Annotated in this window: 14 protein-coding genes; all 14 read right to left on the bottom strand. The window is 43.1% G+C overall.

The window, feature by feature from the left end:
- Window positions 1–70: 70 nt before the first annotated feature.
- The 14 genes from Q7J41_RS16915 to ilvA all read right to left on the bottom strand — a co-directional run bounded on the left by Q7J41_RS16915 (window position 71) and on the right by ilvA (window position 16,072).
- Window positions 71–1,318 (bottom strand): ABC transporter permease, encoded by a 1,248-nt coding sequence (locus tag Q7J41_RS16915; protein WP_304889615.1) that lies wholly within the window; start codon window positions 1,316–1,318, stop codon window positions 71–73.
- Between the two features lie 60 nt (window positions 1,319–1,378).
- On the bottom strand, window positions 1,379–2,251 hold the full coding sequence (locus Q7J41_RS16910) for a COG1361 S-layer family protein (protein ID WP_304889614.1): 873 nt from the start codon (window positions 2,249–2,251) through the stop codon (window positions 1,379–1,381).
- A 39-nt stretch (window positions 2,252–2,290) separates the two neighbouring features.
- Window positions 2,291–2,971 carry an ABC transporter ATP-binding protein gene (locus Q7J41_RS16905; protein WP_304889634.1) on the bottom strand — a complete coding sequence of 227 codons (681 nt, stop codon included), beginning with the start codon at window positions 2,969–2,971 and terminating at the stop codon, window positions 2,291–2,293.
- An 88-nt stretch (window positions 2,972–3,059) separates the two neighbouring features.
- Complete coding sequence (locus Q7J41_RS16900) at window positions 3,060–3,890, bottom strand: ABC transporter permease (protein ID WP_304889612.1); 831 nt, start codon at window positions 3,888–3,890, stop codon at window positions 3,060–3,062.
- Complete coding sequence (locus Q7J41_RS16895) at window positions 3,884–4,579, bottom strand: ABC transporter ATP-binding protein (protein WP_304889611.1); 696 nt, start codon at window positions 4,577–4,579, stop codon at window positions 3,884–3,886. Before Q7J41_RS16895 ends, Q7J41_RS16900 begins: the two co-directional genes overlap by 7 nt.
- Complete coding sequence (locus Q7J41_RS16890; protein WP_304889610.1) at window positions 4,560–4,949, bottom strand: GntR family transcriptional regulator; 390 nt, start codon at window positions 4,947–4,949, stop codon at window positions 4,560–4,562. Before Q7J41_RS16890 ends, Q7J41_RS16895 begins: the two co-directional genes overlap by 20 nt.
- 144 nt (window positions 4,950–5,093) lie before the next feature.
- Complete coding sequence (locus tag Q7J41_RS16885; RefSeq protein WP_304889609.1) at window positions 5,094–7,715, bottom strand: methyl-accepting chemotaxis protein; 2,622 nt, start codon at window positions 7,713–7,715, stop codon at window positions 5,094–5,096.
- Between the two features lie 189 nt (window positions 7,716–7,904).
- Window positions 7,905–8,810, bottom strand: coding sequence for a 1,4-dihydroxy-2-naphthoate polyprenyltransferase (locus Q7J41_RS16880; RefSeq protein ID WP_304889608.1), 906 nt, complete (start codon window positions 8,808–8,810; stop codon window positions 7,905–7,907).
- A 3-nt stretch (window positions 8,811–8,813) separates the two neighbouring features.
- Window positions 8,814–9,725 (bottom strand): polyprenyl synthetase family protein, encoded by a 912-nt coding sequence (locus Q7J41_RS16875; RefSeq protein WP_304889607.1) that lies wholly within the window; start codon window positions 9,723–9,725, stop codon window positions 8,814–8,816.
- Between the two features lie 55 nt (window positions 9,726–9,780).
- Window positions 9,781–11,709: an FAD-dependent oxidoreductase gene (locus Q7J41_RS16870; RefSeq protein WP_304889606.1), complete on the bottom strand. Its 1,929-nt coding sequence runs from the start codon at window positions 11,707–11,709 to the stop codon at window positions 9,781–9,783.
- 191 nt (window positions 11,710–11,900) lie between these two features.
- On the bottom strand, window positions 11,901–12,449 hold the full coding sequence (locus Q7J41_RS16865; protein WP_304889605.1) for a hypothetical protein: 549 nt from the start codon (window positions 12,447–12,449) through the stop codon (window positions 11,901–11,903).
- A gap of 213 nt (window positions 12,450–12,662) precedes the next feature.
- Window positions 12,663–14,243, bottom strand: a complete 1,581-nt coding sequence (locus tag Q7J41_RS16860) for an AarF/ABC1/UbiB kinase family protein (RefSeq protein WP_304889604.1) — start codon at window positions 14,241–14,243, stop codon at window positions 12,663–12,665.
- Between the two features lie 37 nt (window positions 14,244–14,280).
- Complete coding sequence (locus tag Q7J41_RS16855) at window positions 14,281–14,676, bottom strand: phasin family protein (protein ID WP_304889603.1); 396 nt, start codon at window positions 14,674–14,676, stop codon at window positions 14,281–14,283.
- Between the two features lie 199 nt (window positions 14,677–14,875).
- The gene (gene ilvA, locus Q7J41_RS16850) at window positions 14,876–16,072 is read right to left on the bottom strand and encodes a threonine ammonia-lyase (RefSeq protein WP_304889602.1); all 1,197 of its coding nucleotides are present in this window, start codon (window positions 16,070–16,072) and stop codon (window positions 14,876–14,878) included.
- Window positions 16,073–16,089: the final 17 nt, after the last annotated feature.

Raw genomic sequence — 16,089 nt, 5'->3', positions numbered from 1 at the left:
TCATTCACACTTACGAAATCGCATCCACAGTTATTCTTATTTCAAATTTTATTTTTTTCGGTTTGCTTCGTTATTCACTTCGGATCGCATCCAATGAGCTGAGATTGGCGGCTTTAATAGCTGGACGTACCCCGGACAAAAGCCCTACCAAAGCTGAAAACACCAGGGCAAAAATAACCAGACCCGGGGTAATAAAGGAAATCGTCACCCCGCCTTCACCACCGATAAAAAAGCCGGCAATGAAATTGATCAGCAGCGAAAGCACCAGGCTGATGACAATCCCCACCAGTCCGCCGATTAGTCCAATCATCGTGGATTCGGCAATAAACATGTTGCGGATATCCGAAATGGAAGCGCCGATGACCTTCATAATCCCGATTTCCTTGGTACGCTCATAAATGGACATGGTCATGGTATTGACAATGCCAATACAGGCAACCAGCAGAGCCACCCCACCGATGCCGCCCAGCAGAATCTGCAGCATCTGGAACACCGAGCCCATGGAATCAAGAATTTGCTGCATCGAAAAGACCGTAAACTGCATGGCTTCAACTTCCGTGGTGACGGCATTAACCACTGCGGAATCCTCCACAGTCACCAAAGCCTGACTATAACCTTGCTTCTTGACATTGGCTTTCTTCCCAGTCTGCCATTCGTTGAGCTCGGTCACCAGATTATAATCGGCGATGATCGAATAATCCTCATTGCCACCGGTAGATTCCAGCACGCCGGTCACCTTCAACTTCTGAGTCTTCATCTCTTCTTCGCCATTGGCATTGGTGCGTTTGATGGTCATGGTAATGTTCTGGCCGATGAGATCTTCCGGTTTAACTTCACTTTCGGTTAGCTGGGTCGAAGCGCCTGTATAGGTAAAGCTGGTTAAAACATCCTTGCCAAGGATGACACTGTTTTCATCATTGGCACCAGGCTTTTTACCACTAGTCGTTACATACCGCATGTCTTCCAAAACAGCATAGTCCACGCCCATCAACGAAACCCCATACTGCTCTCGATCAACCTCAATCTCGCCGCCACTGAGGTTAACCACGGGGGTGACAGCCACGACGCCATCGATTTTTTTCAGATCTTTGATGGCATCATCATTAAGGATTGCTTTATCATCAGTTTTTCCCCCGCCCATGGAAGTCATCCCCATCGATGAAAGATCCTGATAAACTTGCAAGGTCGTTACTGAACCAATCCCCGAAAGCTCATCGGTGATACTTTTCTGAGCCCCATTTCCGATCGAAACCATCACAATGATGGATGAAGTTCCAATGACTACGCCGATAATGGTGAGAATGGTTCGAAATTTCATGCGCCAGAGATTCTCCCAGGATAACCGAAGGAGTTCTTGCTTATTCACACCCTCACCCCTCTAAGCGCCAATGCCAAAGACTACTCTGAGAAATTTCTGGAAAAAGTTTTCTTCTCCGGATTCGACCGTCTGGGTGGTCGCTTCCTCAGAAACAATGGTAATGGCTTTTTCAATCACTCGTTCGTTATTGAAACTGTCCATGTATTTTACGGTTATTTTCCCCGGAAATTCACCAGTTTGCGCAGTGGTGACATCAGCTGAAAAATTATCATTATCATCTTTTTCAAAGGTGCCATAATAATTATAGTCTTTGGAGAAATCAACACCTTCAGCCGACATGCTGACCTGAACGCCACGAACCGGATTGGAACCAAAATTGGCAATTTCGAACTCAATCGGTGTGACGCCCTTGTCATTTTCGGTTAAAACAAAACGATCTGGTGCAATAATCGACATCGACTCGCTTTCATTAATCACAACACCCACGGTTTCAGTAAAATTATAGACACTTCCACCACTACTTTCACAATTAATCTGGAGATTCAAGTTATAGTTTTTTGCCTCAGAATTGGGAGAGGTAACCATGGGAATTTCAATGGTCGTGCTTTCCGCTGAAGGAATCTCTTCGCGATAAAAATGGCTGCCACTGCCGACCATGGAAAAGACCCCCAGATCGCTGGCGCCTGACTGGGATAATACATCCAGGGTCACATTATGAGCATCGTAGTCGCCGTGATTGGTCAGGGTAACCACCATCTTGAATTCATTACCAGGTGACACTGTCGCCGGATTGAAGGCAACTGAACTGATTTGAAGCAAGGGTTGTTCCGGTGCCGCTAGGGCTGTTGGTGTAAGACATAATAATAGCATCGCTACCATCAAGACTGAAAGCAGGGATTTTGTCTTAATGGTAATTTTTGATCTTTCTTTCATAATTTCTCCATTTCTTTGAGTTTCGATCCTCATCAATACTTATTGGCTGACTTCGGATTCAATCAGGCCATCCTGCATATGAATAACCTTGGTGCAGTATTTGGTGGTATCCGGATCATGAGTGACAATGACAAAGGTCTGATTCTCTTCCCGGTTCAGGCGATAGATCATTTCCATAATATCCGCACTTGTTTTTGAATCCAGATTCCCGGTGGGCTCATCAGCCAGAATAATTTCGGGATGGTTCACCAGCGCTCTGGCAATGCTCACCCGCTGCTGCTGTCCCCCTGAAAGCTCACTGGGCTTATGCCCCATCCGATCGACCAGCCCCACCACTTCCAGGGCTTCGATTGCCCGTTCTTTCCGGATTTCTTTTTTGACGCCGGCAAAGGTCAAAGCCAAGGCGACATTTTCCATGGCAGTCATCGTGGATATCAGATTGTAGGACTGGAAAATAAAACCGAGGTGCTCCCGTCTGAATAGACAAAGCTCATTCTCCGTCATTTCACTGATCCGATAATCCCGAATCATGATATTCCCTGAGGTGGGCGGAACCAACCCCCCCAGCACGTTCAAAAAGGTGGATTTGCCTGATCCCGAAGGGCCAAGCAGGGCCACCATTTCCCCTTGTTCAATATCCAGATTGATTCCCTTGAGGATGTTGATGTCTTCTTTCCCCAATTTGAAATCTTTGTGCAAATCTCTGACTTGAATAAAAATTTAGATCGACCCTCTTTCTTACTGTTCTCTGGTTTAAACCAATCAATTGCTGATTATTATAACACAAATCAACACCAATCATGGTAAATTATTCCAGATTTAGACGATTTTTCATGATATATTGGGTGGCTAAATAGAAGCCAATACATAAAGCCACATTGCACAAAGTCGAACCGTTGATCAGTAAATGGATCATCTGCATAGCCTCGCCGTCATTGCCTTGGGAAATAACAATATCCAGATTTCCGAGGGCAAAAATGGCCATCAGGATTGAACCGATGATCTGAAGCGCAATGGTAATGACAATATAAGCTCCGAAGGATGCCACAATCCGGTGCTGATTAAACAGTTGTCCAATGGCAATGGAAACATAAATCATCAGAATTGAGGAGATTGTACTGACGACAATAAGCATCATTGTTTCAAAAATGAAAACATTAAGACTTGTTCCAAAGGTGCTATAAAATTCAGTGTATGCCAAGCTGATCCCCTGGGTCAGATCCATCATTGAGAATGAACCCAGTGAGAGTATAAAAAATGATATCACAATCATCAGGGTACAGACCGCTGACCAGATCAACCCCACTATCAGCTTCGATAGAACCAGTTCCCAGGTTTTAACCGGCAAGCTGAACATCAGATAGCCCTCGTCGGTGAACAAGTTTTTATAAAAGCGCTGGATAATCATCACCAGCGTCATCACTGACAAAGCAACGACTGCAATAAAATAAAGTGTGAAGCTGATTCCCAGAACAACTTCAATGATGGGGTTAGTCGCCACATTATCTGTGAAAAAATCGGGTGCGCCAAAAGCTAATGCCAATTTTGTGAAAATTGTTAAAATCAGCAGGGCACCGTACAGCGGCAGAAAAATTCGACTGGTAGCTCTGGTTTCGTGTTTAATTAGTTTTCCTAACATTTAAAAACCTCCCTGAATAATCCATCCACCGATTTGTTATGCGTTTCCCGTATTTCATCCACGCTGGAACTCAGCACCAGTTCACCCTGATTAATAAAAATAATATCATCGAGGATCTGTTCAATGTCCGCAATCAGATGGGTAGAAATAATCACCGCTGCATCTTCTTTATAATTGGTGATGATGGTATTTAAAATATAGTCGCGGGCGGCCGGATCCACCCCGCCAATGGGCTCATCGAGAAGATAAAGCTGAGCTTGCCGGCTCATCACCAGAATCAGCTGCACCTTTTCTTTGGTGCCTTTGGACATCGTTTTAAGGCGATCATCCGGATTGATATTCAGATCTTTAAGCATGTTTTCTGCTTTGATGCGATTAAAATCCGGGTAAAAATCTTCAAAAAAAGCAATGATTTCAATGACCCGCATCCAGTCGCTAAGATAGCTGCGCTCCGACAGATAAGAAATCTTTGCTTTGGTATCGACACCCGGAGCCAGCCCGTCAATGGTGATTTCCCCGGAAGTGGGAACCAGCAACCCGGCGGCCAGCTTGATCAAGGTACTCTTGCCGCTACCGTTGGGTCCCAATAACCCAATGATCCGTCCGCGCGGTATGTCCATATTTATTTGGGATAAAGCTGTTTTTTTGCCATAGCTTTTGGTCAAGTTTTTAGTGCTTAATATGGTCATCTGCTTTTTCCCCTTCCTCGATCTTTTCCATCAATGCCAATATTTCATTACGGCCTATTCCCAACTTCTTCATTTTTTCAAGAAATGCGCCAATTTCCTGAACTGCCAAGGTTTTTTTCGCTTCTTCTATCACTTTCAAATCCTCCGTAATAAATCTGCCGCTAGTTCTTTGTGCAAAAACGAGTTCCATTCTTTCCAGTTCTGCCAATGCTTTCTGCATGGTATTGGGGTTCACTCCGGCATCCATTGCCATCTCTCTCACTGATTCAAGTTTATCTCCTGGTGTGTAAACGCCAGAGATGATTCTGAGCTCTATCTGTTCCACCAACTGTTTATAGATGGGGCGATCGGAATCGATGTACCATTTCATCGCTGTCCTCCTTTGTATTATTGTATTACTTAATTAATACAATAATACTATTTGATTTAATTGTCAAGCGTTATTAATTAAAATAAAAAAAAGAACCCTTTCGGGCTCGTTTCCTCATATCCTGTGTACTAACCCATTAAGCGATTAAACCGCTTTAATCTCAAAAGCGCTAACCATTTGTTTTAGCAGCTGCGCCTGTCCAGAGAGTTCTTCGCTGGCCGCCGCACTTTGTTCTGCTGTGGCTGAATTGGTTTGAACCACCATCGATACCTGATCGATGCCCTGATTAATCTGCTCAATTTCTCTAGCTTGGTCACTTGATGCCTGGGCGATGTTTTTGACTAAGTCGGTCACTTTTTCAATCTCTCTAAGTATTTCTTTGAGACTGATCGCTGTTTCATCAGCGAAGCGGGTACCAATTTCCACCTTATTAATGGATCCTTCAATAAGACTGGTCGTTTCTTTGGCTGCCGCACTGCTACGAACGGCCAAATTTCTCACTTCCTGGGCGACCACTGCAAATCCTTTGCCGTGCTGTCCCGCTCTAGCCGCTTCTACTGCAGCATTGAGCGCTAAAATATTAGTCTGGAAAGCAATATCATCAATTACCTTGATGATTTTAGAAATATCTTGGGAGGATTCGTTGATTTCTGCCATGGCAGCAACCATTTTTCCCATTTGATGGTTGCCGACCGCCGCATTCTCACGCACGGCCATGGCACGTTCATTGGCTTCGTTTGCCCGAACAGCATTGGATTTGGTTTCGTCTGCCACTTCTTCAATCGATGCCGTCAGTTCCTGAATCGAGCTGGCTTGTTCGGTTGTTCCCTGAGCCAGCGCCTGACCGCTGTCAGAAATTTGGATGGCTCCCATTTCCACTTGGGCTGAAACCTCATCGATATCTGAAAGGGTCGTGCTAAGCTGCCGGTTGATGTCATTTAATGAATTTTTAATCGCTGCAAAATCGCCTCTAAACTCCGCGGTAATTTCCTGATTAAGATTCCCGCGTCCCATTTCTTCAAGGGTACCGGTAATTTCACCGACATAGGCTTCCAGGGATACGACGGTCTGATTAAGATCCTCTTTGATTTTGGCGTGATCGCCTTTGTAAGCTCCCATGACCATCGTTTGAAGATTGCCCTGAGCCAAATCCTGAAGGACATTTGAAGCTTCCCGAATCGGTTCAATGACGGCATCCAGGGTTTGATTGAAGCCCTCAATGACCGTGGCATATTCACCTCTGAATTTACTGCTGTCGCCACGATGACTTAAATCCCCTTCCACCGCTATCTGAGCCATGGTTTCGGTTTCTGCCACCAACAGATTGATATTCTCGATCATCGCCACCAGGGTTGGCATCAGACGATCATTGTCACTGCGTCTCCCCTCCTGTTGCAGGTTCGGCAAATCACTGAGATTGCCCTGGCTGATATTTCCGGCAATCTTTGTAATCGTCAGGAGCAGTCTGCGAATGCCATTAATGGATTCGGCGATTTCTGCATAAATGCCCAGATAATCACCCTGAATCGACTGGCTAAAATCATTCTGATTCATCAGTCCCAATACATGGTTTCCTTCTTTCAATGCTGCCAAACCATCAATACAGGCATTAATGCTGTTCTTAAAGGTTTCAAAATCGCCATAGTAGGTGTCCTCAATTTTTTCTGGAATAATCCCGCAGCCGATCTGACTGACACACTCAGCCGCCACATTCAAGGGAACGACCAGGGCATCCAGGGTGTGATTAAAACCAACCAGAATTTCTTTAAAGCCGCCTTCAAAATCATCGGCGTTACTACGGATTTCCAGCCGCCCCTCAACGGCGGCCTGGGACATCATAACAGACTCGGCAATCAGCCCCCGAATGGTTCCAATGGTTTGCTTCAGCGCCGGGGTTATTTCGTCCTGATCATCCTTAGGTTCGATGTCAGCCGAGACATCTCCAGCCGAAATTTGATGCATCGTTTCAATAACTACATGCTGTAGATCATCGGCAAAATGATCCATCGCCACGGCCATTTCGCCAACCTCATCCTGGTAATCCATGTTCAGACGCATCCCCAGATGACCCAAACTCATTTCTTTGATCATCTTATTAATTTTGGCAATGGGTTTGGTGATGGTTGAGGCAATCAGAAAACCCAGCAACAACGAGAGGATCAGACCCACCACCAGTAAGATAATCGTCATCATTGTAGCGGCTGACGCAATGGCTTGATTGCTTTTAGCGGTATCCTTGACAATCACCAGTTTCAGCTCCATCATTTCCCGATAGTTGACTTCTATTTGCGTGTATATCGCTTTAAACTCGCTACTTTTTGCTAAAACAGCCGCTTCAGCTGATTTTCCCTGATGAACCAACTCAATCATTTCGGTAACTATCGCATCAAATTGATCTTTCAGCAAATAGGTTTCATCGGCAATTTTAATGGCCTCCTGATCCATCAAGGTCGTTTGAAAAGTTTTAAGATTGGAGTCAAATCGGGAATTCTTTTTGAGGATTCCTTTCTCAATGGCATCAATGTCTTCTGGCGTTGTTGCCAGGATTAAATCATCAATGCTGCCGATAATGCCTTGAAAAGAGTCGACGATATTAACCAGTTCACCCAGCGGTTTGGCCATTTTCTCATAAAGATAAACATCCTGTTGACTGATTTTCTGAATCCCAACCAGTCCCATAGCGCCAATCCCCCCGGCAATGGCGGCAATGATTAGATATCCCAAAATTACTTTTCGGCCTATTTTTAAATTATAAAACCATTTCATTAACTTTTCTCCCCATCAGCTGTTGATTTATACTATTGAAGCATTGATAAACTAAATAACAGCGGTAAAGATGACAGGTTTCCCTGTTTTCTTCATCGCTGTTAAAAGTCTAACATGCTCTGCAATACCATATGTTAACGGCATGGAAAGATTGTATTAAGAGTCTGTTAATTCATTGCTAAAATTAATTTAATTAAGAATAACTCCGATTGCCAAAACAATGATTGCCGGAACCAATGCGATCACCAGGTTTTGCACACTCAAAGGGAATGTCACTGTCTTGGACTGCAGTTTTCTGAATTTTGAAATATTTTTATGAATTGGGATTAAACCAACGATTGCAATTAATCCATAAATCGGCACTAATCCAAACAGTACCATTATCAAAATGGCCACAAATCCCAGATAATAAAGTGCTGCGAAAATATTCAGGGCGTTTTTTACACCAGTATAATAAGGCAGGGTAAAGCGGTTTACTTTAACATCTTCATCAAGATCACAGATATTATTAGCCAGCATAATATTGGCAATCCCGGTTATCGCCGGGATTGTAATAATTCCTAATTTCAGCAGATCCAAGGTATTGAATGATACTTGCAGAAGCCAGTTTGTAAAAGTAAAATAAATAAGACTATCGTCAGGAGCATTAATAAAAACCACTAAAAAGGGGATAATCAAGCCCATAAATAACCCTGAGAAAATTTCACCCAGCGGCATCCGGGAAATAGGTACTGGCCCGAAGGTATAGAAAATCCCCACGCCAAAACATAGAGCTCCCAAAACCAAAACAATCACCCCGGTATAAAATACTAGCGCCAGCCCCAATAATGTGGCCAGAAACAAAAGAAAATACAGTATTTGTTTCGCGTTTTTTTGAGAAAATTCCAATATCTTGTCATTTGCTTTCACATCGATGTAATTATTTAAGGCGGTTGTTGCCATATCAAAGCTTAGCATCGATGTAAAAAACAGCAGCGTATTTAAAATATTTATCTGTTGATAGGCATATAGTACATAAGTCAAACCAAGTAAAAAGGGGAGCAGACTGGCTATTTTTGTCCGAATTTCGACATAATTTAAAAACCGTTGGATCATCTGTTAATTCTCAACTTTCCATATTCTCCCCAGGATCTCACCAATTAATAACCGCTGATGCTTATTCGGCAGGGTATCGATCATTTTTTTTGCCTTGCGATAATATTTTTCAGCTACATCATGGGCCATTGATACCCCTCCGACATTGACCACCTCAGCAATAATTTCATTAATTTCCGCCACGGTCAATTGTTGCTTCTGGATCTGATGCTTGAGTTCCGGTTTTTTTAAAAAAGCAAAAATTAACGGTAAGGTTATGACTTCTTCGGCCAGATCATGCTTAACCGATTTTTTTGTTACCTCAACATCGGATTCATAATCTGCACAATCATCCAAGATCTGAAAAGCCAGTCCCATATTGTGACCAATCCGCCCCATAAAACGGGCTTCTTTATCACTGCTTCCATTAATGATGGCTCCGGAATACATCGCCAGCGAAAAGAGCGCCGAAGTTTTGCCGGCAATTATTTTCAGATAATTTATAACACTCAGATCAGTATCTGAATTATGTTTAAATTGACGCAGTTCGCCTAAACATATTTTTGTCATGGCGTGGGTAAATTCTTTCAGCTTTTCGGGATAATGGTTTGAAATCTCAGACACCATGGCAATCGCGATACAAAAGAGGTAATCGCCACAGATTACCGCTTCTTTTTTACCAAACTTTTTTTGCAGACTGGCTTGTCCCCGTCTGATATCCGCCTCATCGATGATATCATCATGAACCAGGGTGGCAAGGTGAAGAATTTCGACTGCCGCTCCAGCAATAACAGCATCCTGTGAAACGAATCCTTCTTCATCCATTGCCGACCCCAGTAATAACATCGCTCTTAAATTTTTTCCAACTCCCAATGTCAAGTGTTGCATCATCGCCTGGATTAATTCATCGGTATCTAATAAGGTCTCATTGATCAATAGTCTGACTGCTTCAAGGGAAGATTGGTAGTCTAATCTTGGTGATAATTCTCTCTTAATCATGATAAATATATAGTTTTCGGACGATTTTGATATTCTTATAGTGCTCTTTTAACCAGGGTATTGCATAATAATCAAGTCCGAATACGCTCCCTCCGCCAAAAATAACAGCCACTGCAGCAAAAATCATCCACCATGTACTCAGATAAAGCCCTGTAGTTGTCACAAACATCCCCTGGAGAATGATTGAATATAAGGCGGTAATGGTGGTAAACAGACCTACAATCAGCAAGATTCCAATCAGTATTTCAGAATAGACGATCACGGACTGAAAAAACACTTCTGAGCTCGCACTACTTAAAATCACTGTGCTTGTAAACCAATCCATAAGACCCATTTGCAATTTAATGGCAATATCCGATGTCTGAATCACAATAATTTTAAAGAGCCCTAGGATATTCCAATTGATGAGCAGATTTCCGGCCACTTCAGCACCCGATCCGGCCGCAGTGGCACTTGATACCGCATCGCCGCCGCCAGTACCAGCCTGGAGAATCGAGTAATACAAATCATTTGCGCCTTTAAAAAACGGTGTCAGCATCGGCTTTTGGAGCCAACCTTCATTGACTTTCTTAATGCCCTCATAGACCCAAAATGCACCTAAGAAAACTCGCAGGGGCACTAATAAAAAACTGGGCGTCCGATTTGAAAAATGGCCACCAACGAAACTCCGGCAATTTCGGATGGTAAAGAACTCATGGCGGATATAGCTAAAGACCTTATTCCATCCCAAAATTTGGATAAAGTAAATTATATTAATAAAATGCTTCACAAATTGCGAAAGGAACGAAGGTAAGGCAAATTTCTTTTTGTCGGTTCCGACATAAGAAATCCCATAACGTCCGCCGATACTGACCATTACGCCGTGGAAATGGGGGGTATATTTTTCCATCTTCCCGGTTCCGGTAATGACACTGGTTAGATTATCGGCGACAGTAGCTGCCGATTGTTCGCAGTTTTCAACCATCTGCGGCACCGGTGACGATTCACCTTCAGGAATATAGAACATATTATCCCCGGCGATAAAAACGTCATCTTTTCCTTCAGCTCTGAGAAATTCATCGGTTTTAATTCGGCCGCGGCCAACCTGAGTAAGCTGAACAGCCTGGTTGGCAATGTCTGAACTTTCGATGCCAGCCGCCCAGACCACCGTGTTTGTCGGTAATTCAACATGCTGTTCGGCTTGTTTGAGACCAATGAAGTCTGCTCCAATGCAATCAACAGCTGTTTTCAACCTTACTTCCACGCCCATTTTTTCCAATCGTCTTTTTGCTTTTTCTGAAAGTGCCTCTGATAAATTAGGGACGACTCTGTCCATCATATCGACCAAGGTAATTTTTACCATCTCACGATCAATTTCAAATTCTTTACAGAGTATTGGTACCCATTCAGCAAGTTCTCCGGCCATTTCAACGCCGGTAAACCCTGCCCCTAAAACATAAAAACTAAGCAGTTTCTGTTTTTCTGCTTGATCCGTTTCCTGCAAAGCGTTTGTGAACATTTCAAAGATATGTCCTTTTAGCTTAATTGCATCTTCATAGGACCATAGCTGATGGGTATACTCTTCAGCCCCACAAATACCAAAGAAAGTTGGCTGTGAACCGGAAGCCAGAACCAGATAATCGTAGCTATAGCTGGATTTTTTTCCCGTTAATTGTTTCTTTTCATAATCAATCGCTGTGATCGTATCCACTTTTACATCAACATTTCGGCCTTCAAAAATACGTTTTATGCTGATTCGGATACTATCTTCTTCAACTCGATTTGCGGCCACCTCGTGCAGCTCAGTAAGCATGGTATGATAGCTTTTTTTGTTGATTAAGGTAATTTTAATATCCGTCTGGCTTTTTAAACGTTTGGCAAGCTTTTTTGCAATTAGAATCCCCGAATATCCGGCTCCTAATATAATAATATTCTTTTCCATAATGCACCTCCGGATTTTACTTATTATTTCAAATAAATCTCGCATTTGATTTCTTTATTTCACAATGCATTTTTTTACTATTCTCATAATAATTTTTTGCTTAACTAAATAAAAGCCTCCAAATTGATGTATTTCACACTTCAATTTAGAGGCACCCAAAATTTTTATTGTGAAATGTTAAACAATTACTACTATTGCTTTAATTCCTGAACGCCAGTAACTGAACTTGTTGCATCCATTTTAAAGGTCGCCTGGGCTTCGGGATTTGTAAAATACAAATTCCCTTCGATTTTTTGGTCTTTAAGCTGGAAATCAGAGGCTGTTACGTAAACATCACCGACAAAAGTACCATGTTCAATACTAGCTTTGGGACTATTAATGGTGATCTTAGGTGCCGTCAGGGTGAATCTGGCAGTGACATTTCGAGCTTCATCCTGAGTATAGAGACCAATCTTTCGCTGTACAATGTCATTTCCGGCATCATCTTTCTTACCATTGACAAAGTCACCATCCAGAACCAGATCGGAATCAATTTTTAAATCACCGAGGGTGGCAATAATCCAAGTTCCATCCTTACTGATGGCTTTAATAAAGGCATCCTCGGTATTGACAACCGAGGCGGTGGTGACAACGTCTGTTGTTTCTGAATCCTTTTTTTCTGTGGTTGTCGAAGTTTGCGTACAACCTGAAATCAGTATCGCAAGAACTAGCAACAATCCTAAAATTACATTTCTTTTCATTTTCTTCTCCTTCTTGATAAAAATAAATTAGCTCATTTTAGAACTTATTATATTCTTACCCAAAACAAACCATTCTAATCTAAATTTATAAAGAAACAACAAAAAATCATTTTAAGTATGATTCGCGAGTACTCCTCGAACAATATTTTGAGCTTTATTCTTTACGTTGTTGATCTTATCTAAATCATCTATTTAAAATAAGCATGCCACTATTCAGCGTTTTCGTTTCTTTCGATGGATGGAAAACATCAATGCCAGACTTAAGATAATCGAGGTGAAATAACCCAATGCTCCTAACGCCGGGATTCCCATAAATTGGGGCGTCATATCGGTGGTGGCAATGAAACTGGAGCCGATTAAAAGGGCGGCCAGTATGATACAAACCACGATCTTATTCACCATCTGATCGATTTCGGCCAGGGGCTCGTCCGAACCCATGACTTCGAGGTTCACTTTCAATTGTCCTTTATTGGCCAGACTTAAAAAATCAGAAATCTGCCCCGGTACGCTAATGGCTTTTTCTCCGGAGATTAGTATTTTCCGTCTGTTGGTTTCCATAAAATTATTCAGATCAAAATTGGCGACCTGCTGTCCGGCCATGTGGTTGGCCATAATCCGGACAAAATTGGCATCGGGAGATATTTCCGCAATCACCGCTTCAATGGTGATCATCCCGCGACTGAGCATACTGATGCCGCGGGGCATGCCAATGTGATTTTCGGCGGCAATCCGCAATATTTCTTCCAGGAATCGCCCCATATTGATGTTGCTGAGTTCTTCAGTGCCATAAACATCCAGCATCCGATCGATGGCTTCATATAAAAGCGAATGGTTGATTCGCTTGCCTTTGTGGACACCCAGAGAAAGAATCGCCCCTTCCAGACTTTCAACATCCCGGATCGCCACGGCTTTGACACTGCGCCTTAACAGCCCCATCTCCCGTTTGGACAGTTTTCCCATCATCCCCAGATCAATCCAAACGATTTGGCCATCCCGGATAAACATGTTTCCGGGATGGGGATCAGCGTGAAAAAAGCCATCATCAATAATCTGTTTAACATAATTTTCGGCCAGCTTGATGCCAATTTCCTGGAGATCGTAGCCGGCCTCCTGCAGTGCTTTCTTTTCATCAATTTCAATGCCGACAATGTCTTCCATGACCAGAACCTTGGCGGTGGTAAACTGATTGTAAATTCTGGGACAGCCAATATATTTTATTTCGGCATTGAGTTCGCTGAACAGTTGCGCATTTTTGGCCTCGAAGAGAAAATCCATTTCCTGCTGAGCGGTGCTCCACATTTCATCAAGGATCATTTTAAAATCCACCACGTCGCCAATGCCACTGGCGACATTGAGAATCCCGGTGGCTCGGTTTAACAGCACCACGTCCTGAGCCATGACCTTATAGATCCCCGGGCGCTGAACCTTGATGACTACCTTAGCGCCATCGAGCAAATCGGCGGCATGCACCTGAGCGATCGAAGCCGATCCCAGCGGCTCTTGATTAATCGTGCGAAAAACTTCGTTCACCGGGCATTCATACTCCTCTTCAATAATTCGGATGAATTCATCAAAGGGCATCGGCGTCACCTGTGACCGCAGTTTTTCAAGTTCAATACAATAGTCGCTGGGAAAAATATCCCGGCGCATCGACATAATTTGGCCAATTTTAATAAAGGTTGGCCCCAGATCTTCAATGATGAGTCGAAGTTTTTCCGGGGTCAACCCTTTGGTTATTTCGTGTTTTACCAGGATAGATACTATTTTCTTCAGCCGTTTTCCATTAGTATCCATTGGATTTTTTGCTATATCTTTTACTCGTGTACCAGAATCACTTAAGTTCATCGATTTCCTTTTCACTGACATTTTCTTCTAAATCTGAAACCTCGATGATCTCTTTTTCCGCCGTTTGTGCTGCCGTCATGGCATCCAGCTTGTCTTTGATTTTCTGAATCTCTTCAGGCGTCATCTTATCCAGACCTTCCACAACGGTATCCGCTGAGGGAGGTGTTTCTGACTTAACCACGTTGACCGTGACGGTATCTTTAATGGTTTCTTTGATATTATGTTTTAATTCTTCATTGAGAATTTTCCCCTGCTGGACAGTGAGATCACCTTTTTCCACCAGCTCATCAATAAGAACCTTGGATTTCTCGGCTGTTACTGCCACCGCTCCGACGCCAAACAAAAATATTTTCTTTAAATCTTCACTGATATTGGTTAACATTTTTCTCCTCCTGTTTTAAAATATAATGAACTAATTTTTATTGCTGAGTTGCGATCAGATTTATCTCAGTGTGCTCTTTTTCAAAAGATTCCCCCTTGATTCAAAAGCACACCAACGATAAACAGATGCTAAACACTTATCGGTTGAATTATACCCCGTTTTTTTATAACCAATCAATAATAAAACATAATTTTTCATTTTAATTCTGTAATTTGAATCCGCCTTGAACCAGACCTTCCCGAATTTCGCGAATGTGTTCGTAATTTCTTGTTTCCAATTCAATTCGCAAAAAACAGCCATTGATATCTGAGCCTTCGTTGCTCCGTTCATGGTGGATCGAGATGACATTTCCACCGAGGTCGGCGATAATCTGAGATACCTTTTTTAACTGTCCCGGCTTATCTAAAAGCTCGATATTAAAGGAACAGGTGCGGCCAGAGGTCAATAGACCCCGTTTAATGATCCGTGACAAAATTGTTACATCAATATTCCCTCCGGATACGATACAAACCGTCTTTTTACCTTTAATCGGCAGTTTACCAAACATGGCAGCAGCCACTGATACCGCTCCTGCTCCTTCAGCAATAAGTTTTTGCTGTTCGATTAAGGTCAGGATAGCGGTTGATATTTCGTCTTCGGTGACAGTGACAATCTCATCGACGAAGTCACTGCACAGACTAAATGTCAGCTCTCCCGGTTCTTTCACCGCAATTCCATCGGCAATAGTTGATACCCGGGGCAGTCGGCAGATTTTTTTCTCCAAAATCGACTGCTGCATGCTGGGAGCACCACAGGCCTGCACCCCATAAACTTTCACATCGGGTTTTAAGGACTTGAGCACATAGGCAATGCCAGAAATCAATCCGCCGCCGCCAATCGGAACGATCACCGCATCCAGATCCGGCAAACTTTCAAGCAATTCTAGACCAATGGTTCCCTGACCAGCGATAACAAACTCATCATCAAAGGGATGGATAAAGGTATAGCCCCGCTCAGCCTGAAGTTCCAAAGCTTTTGCATAGGCCTCGTCATAGCCGCCTTCCACCAGACAGACCTCGGCACCATAGGCTTTGGTCGCTTCCACCTTGGAGATTGGAGCTCCGTCGGGCAGACAGATCAGGGCTTTGATATGATTAATGGCTGCCGCCATGGCCACCCCCTGCGCATGATTGCCAGCGGAGCAGGCAATCACCCCCTTCGCTTTTTCTGCTTCACTGAGCTGGGATATTTTATAACAAGCTCCTCGAACCTTAAACGAGCCGGTTATCTGCAAATTTTCTGTTTTTAAATAAATATCGCTGTCCGGACATATTTTAGGGGCGTGAATCAAATCCGTCGGGCGAATATATTTTTTTAGTGTAAATGATGCGTGGTATATTTTATCCAGTGTTAACATTTCAACTCCTATTTTGA

Source organism: Acetobacterium sp. (assembly GCF_030652775.1).
Lineage (GTDB): Bacteria > Bacillota > Clostridia > Eubacteriales > Eubacteriaceae > Acetobacterium.
This window is presented reverse-complemented; position numbering and strand designations above follow the sequence as displayed.

Bases quoted from the DNA above. Each gene is read 5' to 3' on its own strand.
- Q7J41_RS16860 (WP_304889604.1), bottom strand. From the start codon at position 14,243: ATGGATACTAATGGAAAACGGCTGAAGAAAATAGTATCTATCCTGGTA.
- Q7J41_RS16870 (WP_304889606.1), bottom strand. From the start codon at position 11,709: ATGGAAAAGAATATTATTATATTAGGAGCCGGATATTCGGGGATTCTA.
- ilvA (WP_304889602.1), bottom strand. From the start codon at position 16,072: ATGTTAACACTGGATAAAATATACCACGCATCATTTACACTAAAAAAA.
- Q7J41_RS16880 (WP_304889608.1), bottom strand. From the start codon at position 8,810: ATGATCCAACGGTTTTTAAATTATGTCGAAATTCGGACAAAAATAGCC.
- Q7J41_RS16895 (WP_304889611.1), bottom strand. From the start codon at position 4,579: ATGACCATATTAAGCACTAAAAACTTGACCAAAAGCTATGGCAAAAAA.
- Q7J41_RS16865 (WP_304889605.1), bottom strand. From the start codon at position 12,449: ATGAAAAGAAATGTAATTTTAGGATTGTTGCTAGTTCTTGCGATACTG.
- Q7J41_RS16890 (WP_304889610.1), bottom strand. From the start codon at position 4,949: ATGAAATGGTACATCGATTCCGATCGCCCCATCTATAAACAGTTGGTG.
- Q7J41_RS16915 (WP_304889615.1), bottom strand. From the start codon at position 1,318: ATGAAATTTCGAACCATTCTCACCATTATCGGCGTAGTCATTGGAACT.
- Q7J41_RS16885 (WP_304889609.1), bottom strand. From the start codon at position 7,715: ATGAAATGGTTTTATAATTTAAAAATAGGCCGAAAAGTAATTTTGGGA.
- Q7J41_RS16910 (WP_304889614.1), bottom strand. From the start codon at position 2,251: ATGAAAGAAAGATCAAAAATTACCATTAAGACAAAATCCCTGCTTTCA.
- Q7J41_RS16900 (WP_304889612.1), bottom strand. From the start codon at position 3,890: ATGTTAGGAAAACTAATTAAACACGAAACCAGAGCTACCAGTCGAATT.
- Q7J41_RS16855 (WP_304889603.1), bottom strand. From the start codon at position 14,676: ATGTTAACCAATATCAGTGAAGATTTAAAGAAAATATTTTTGTTTGGC.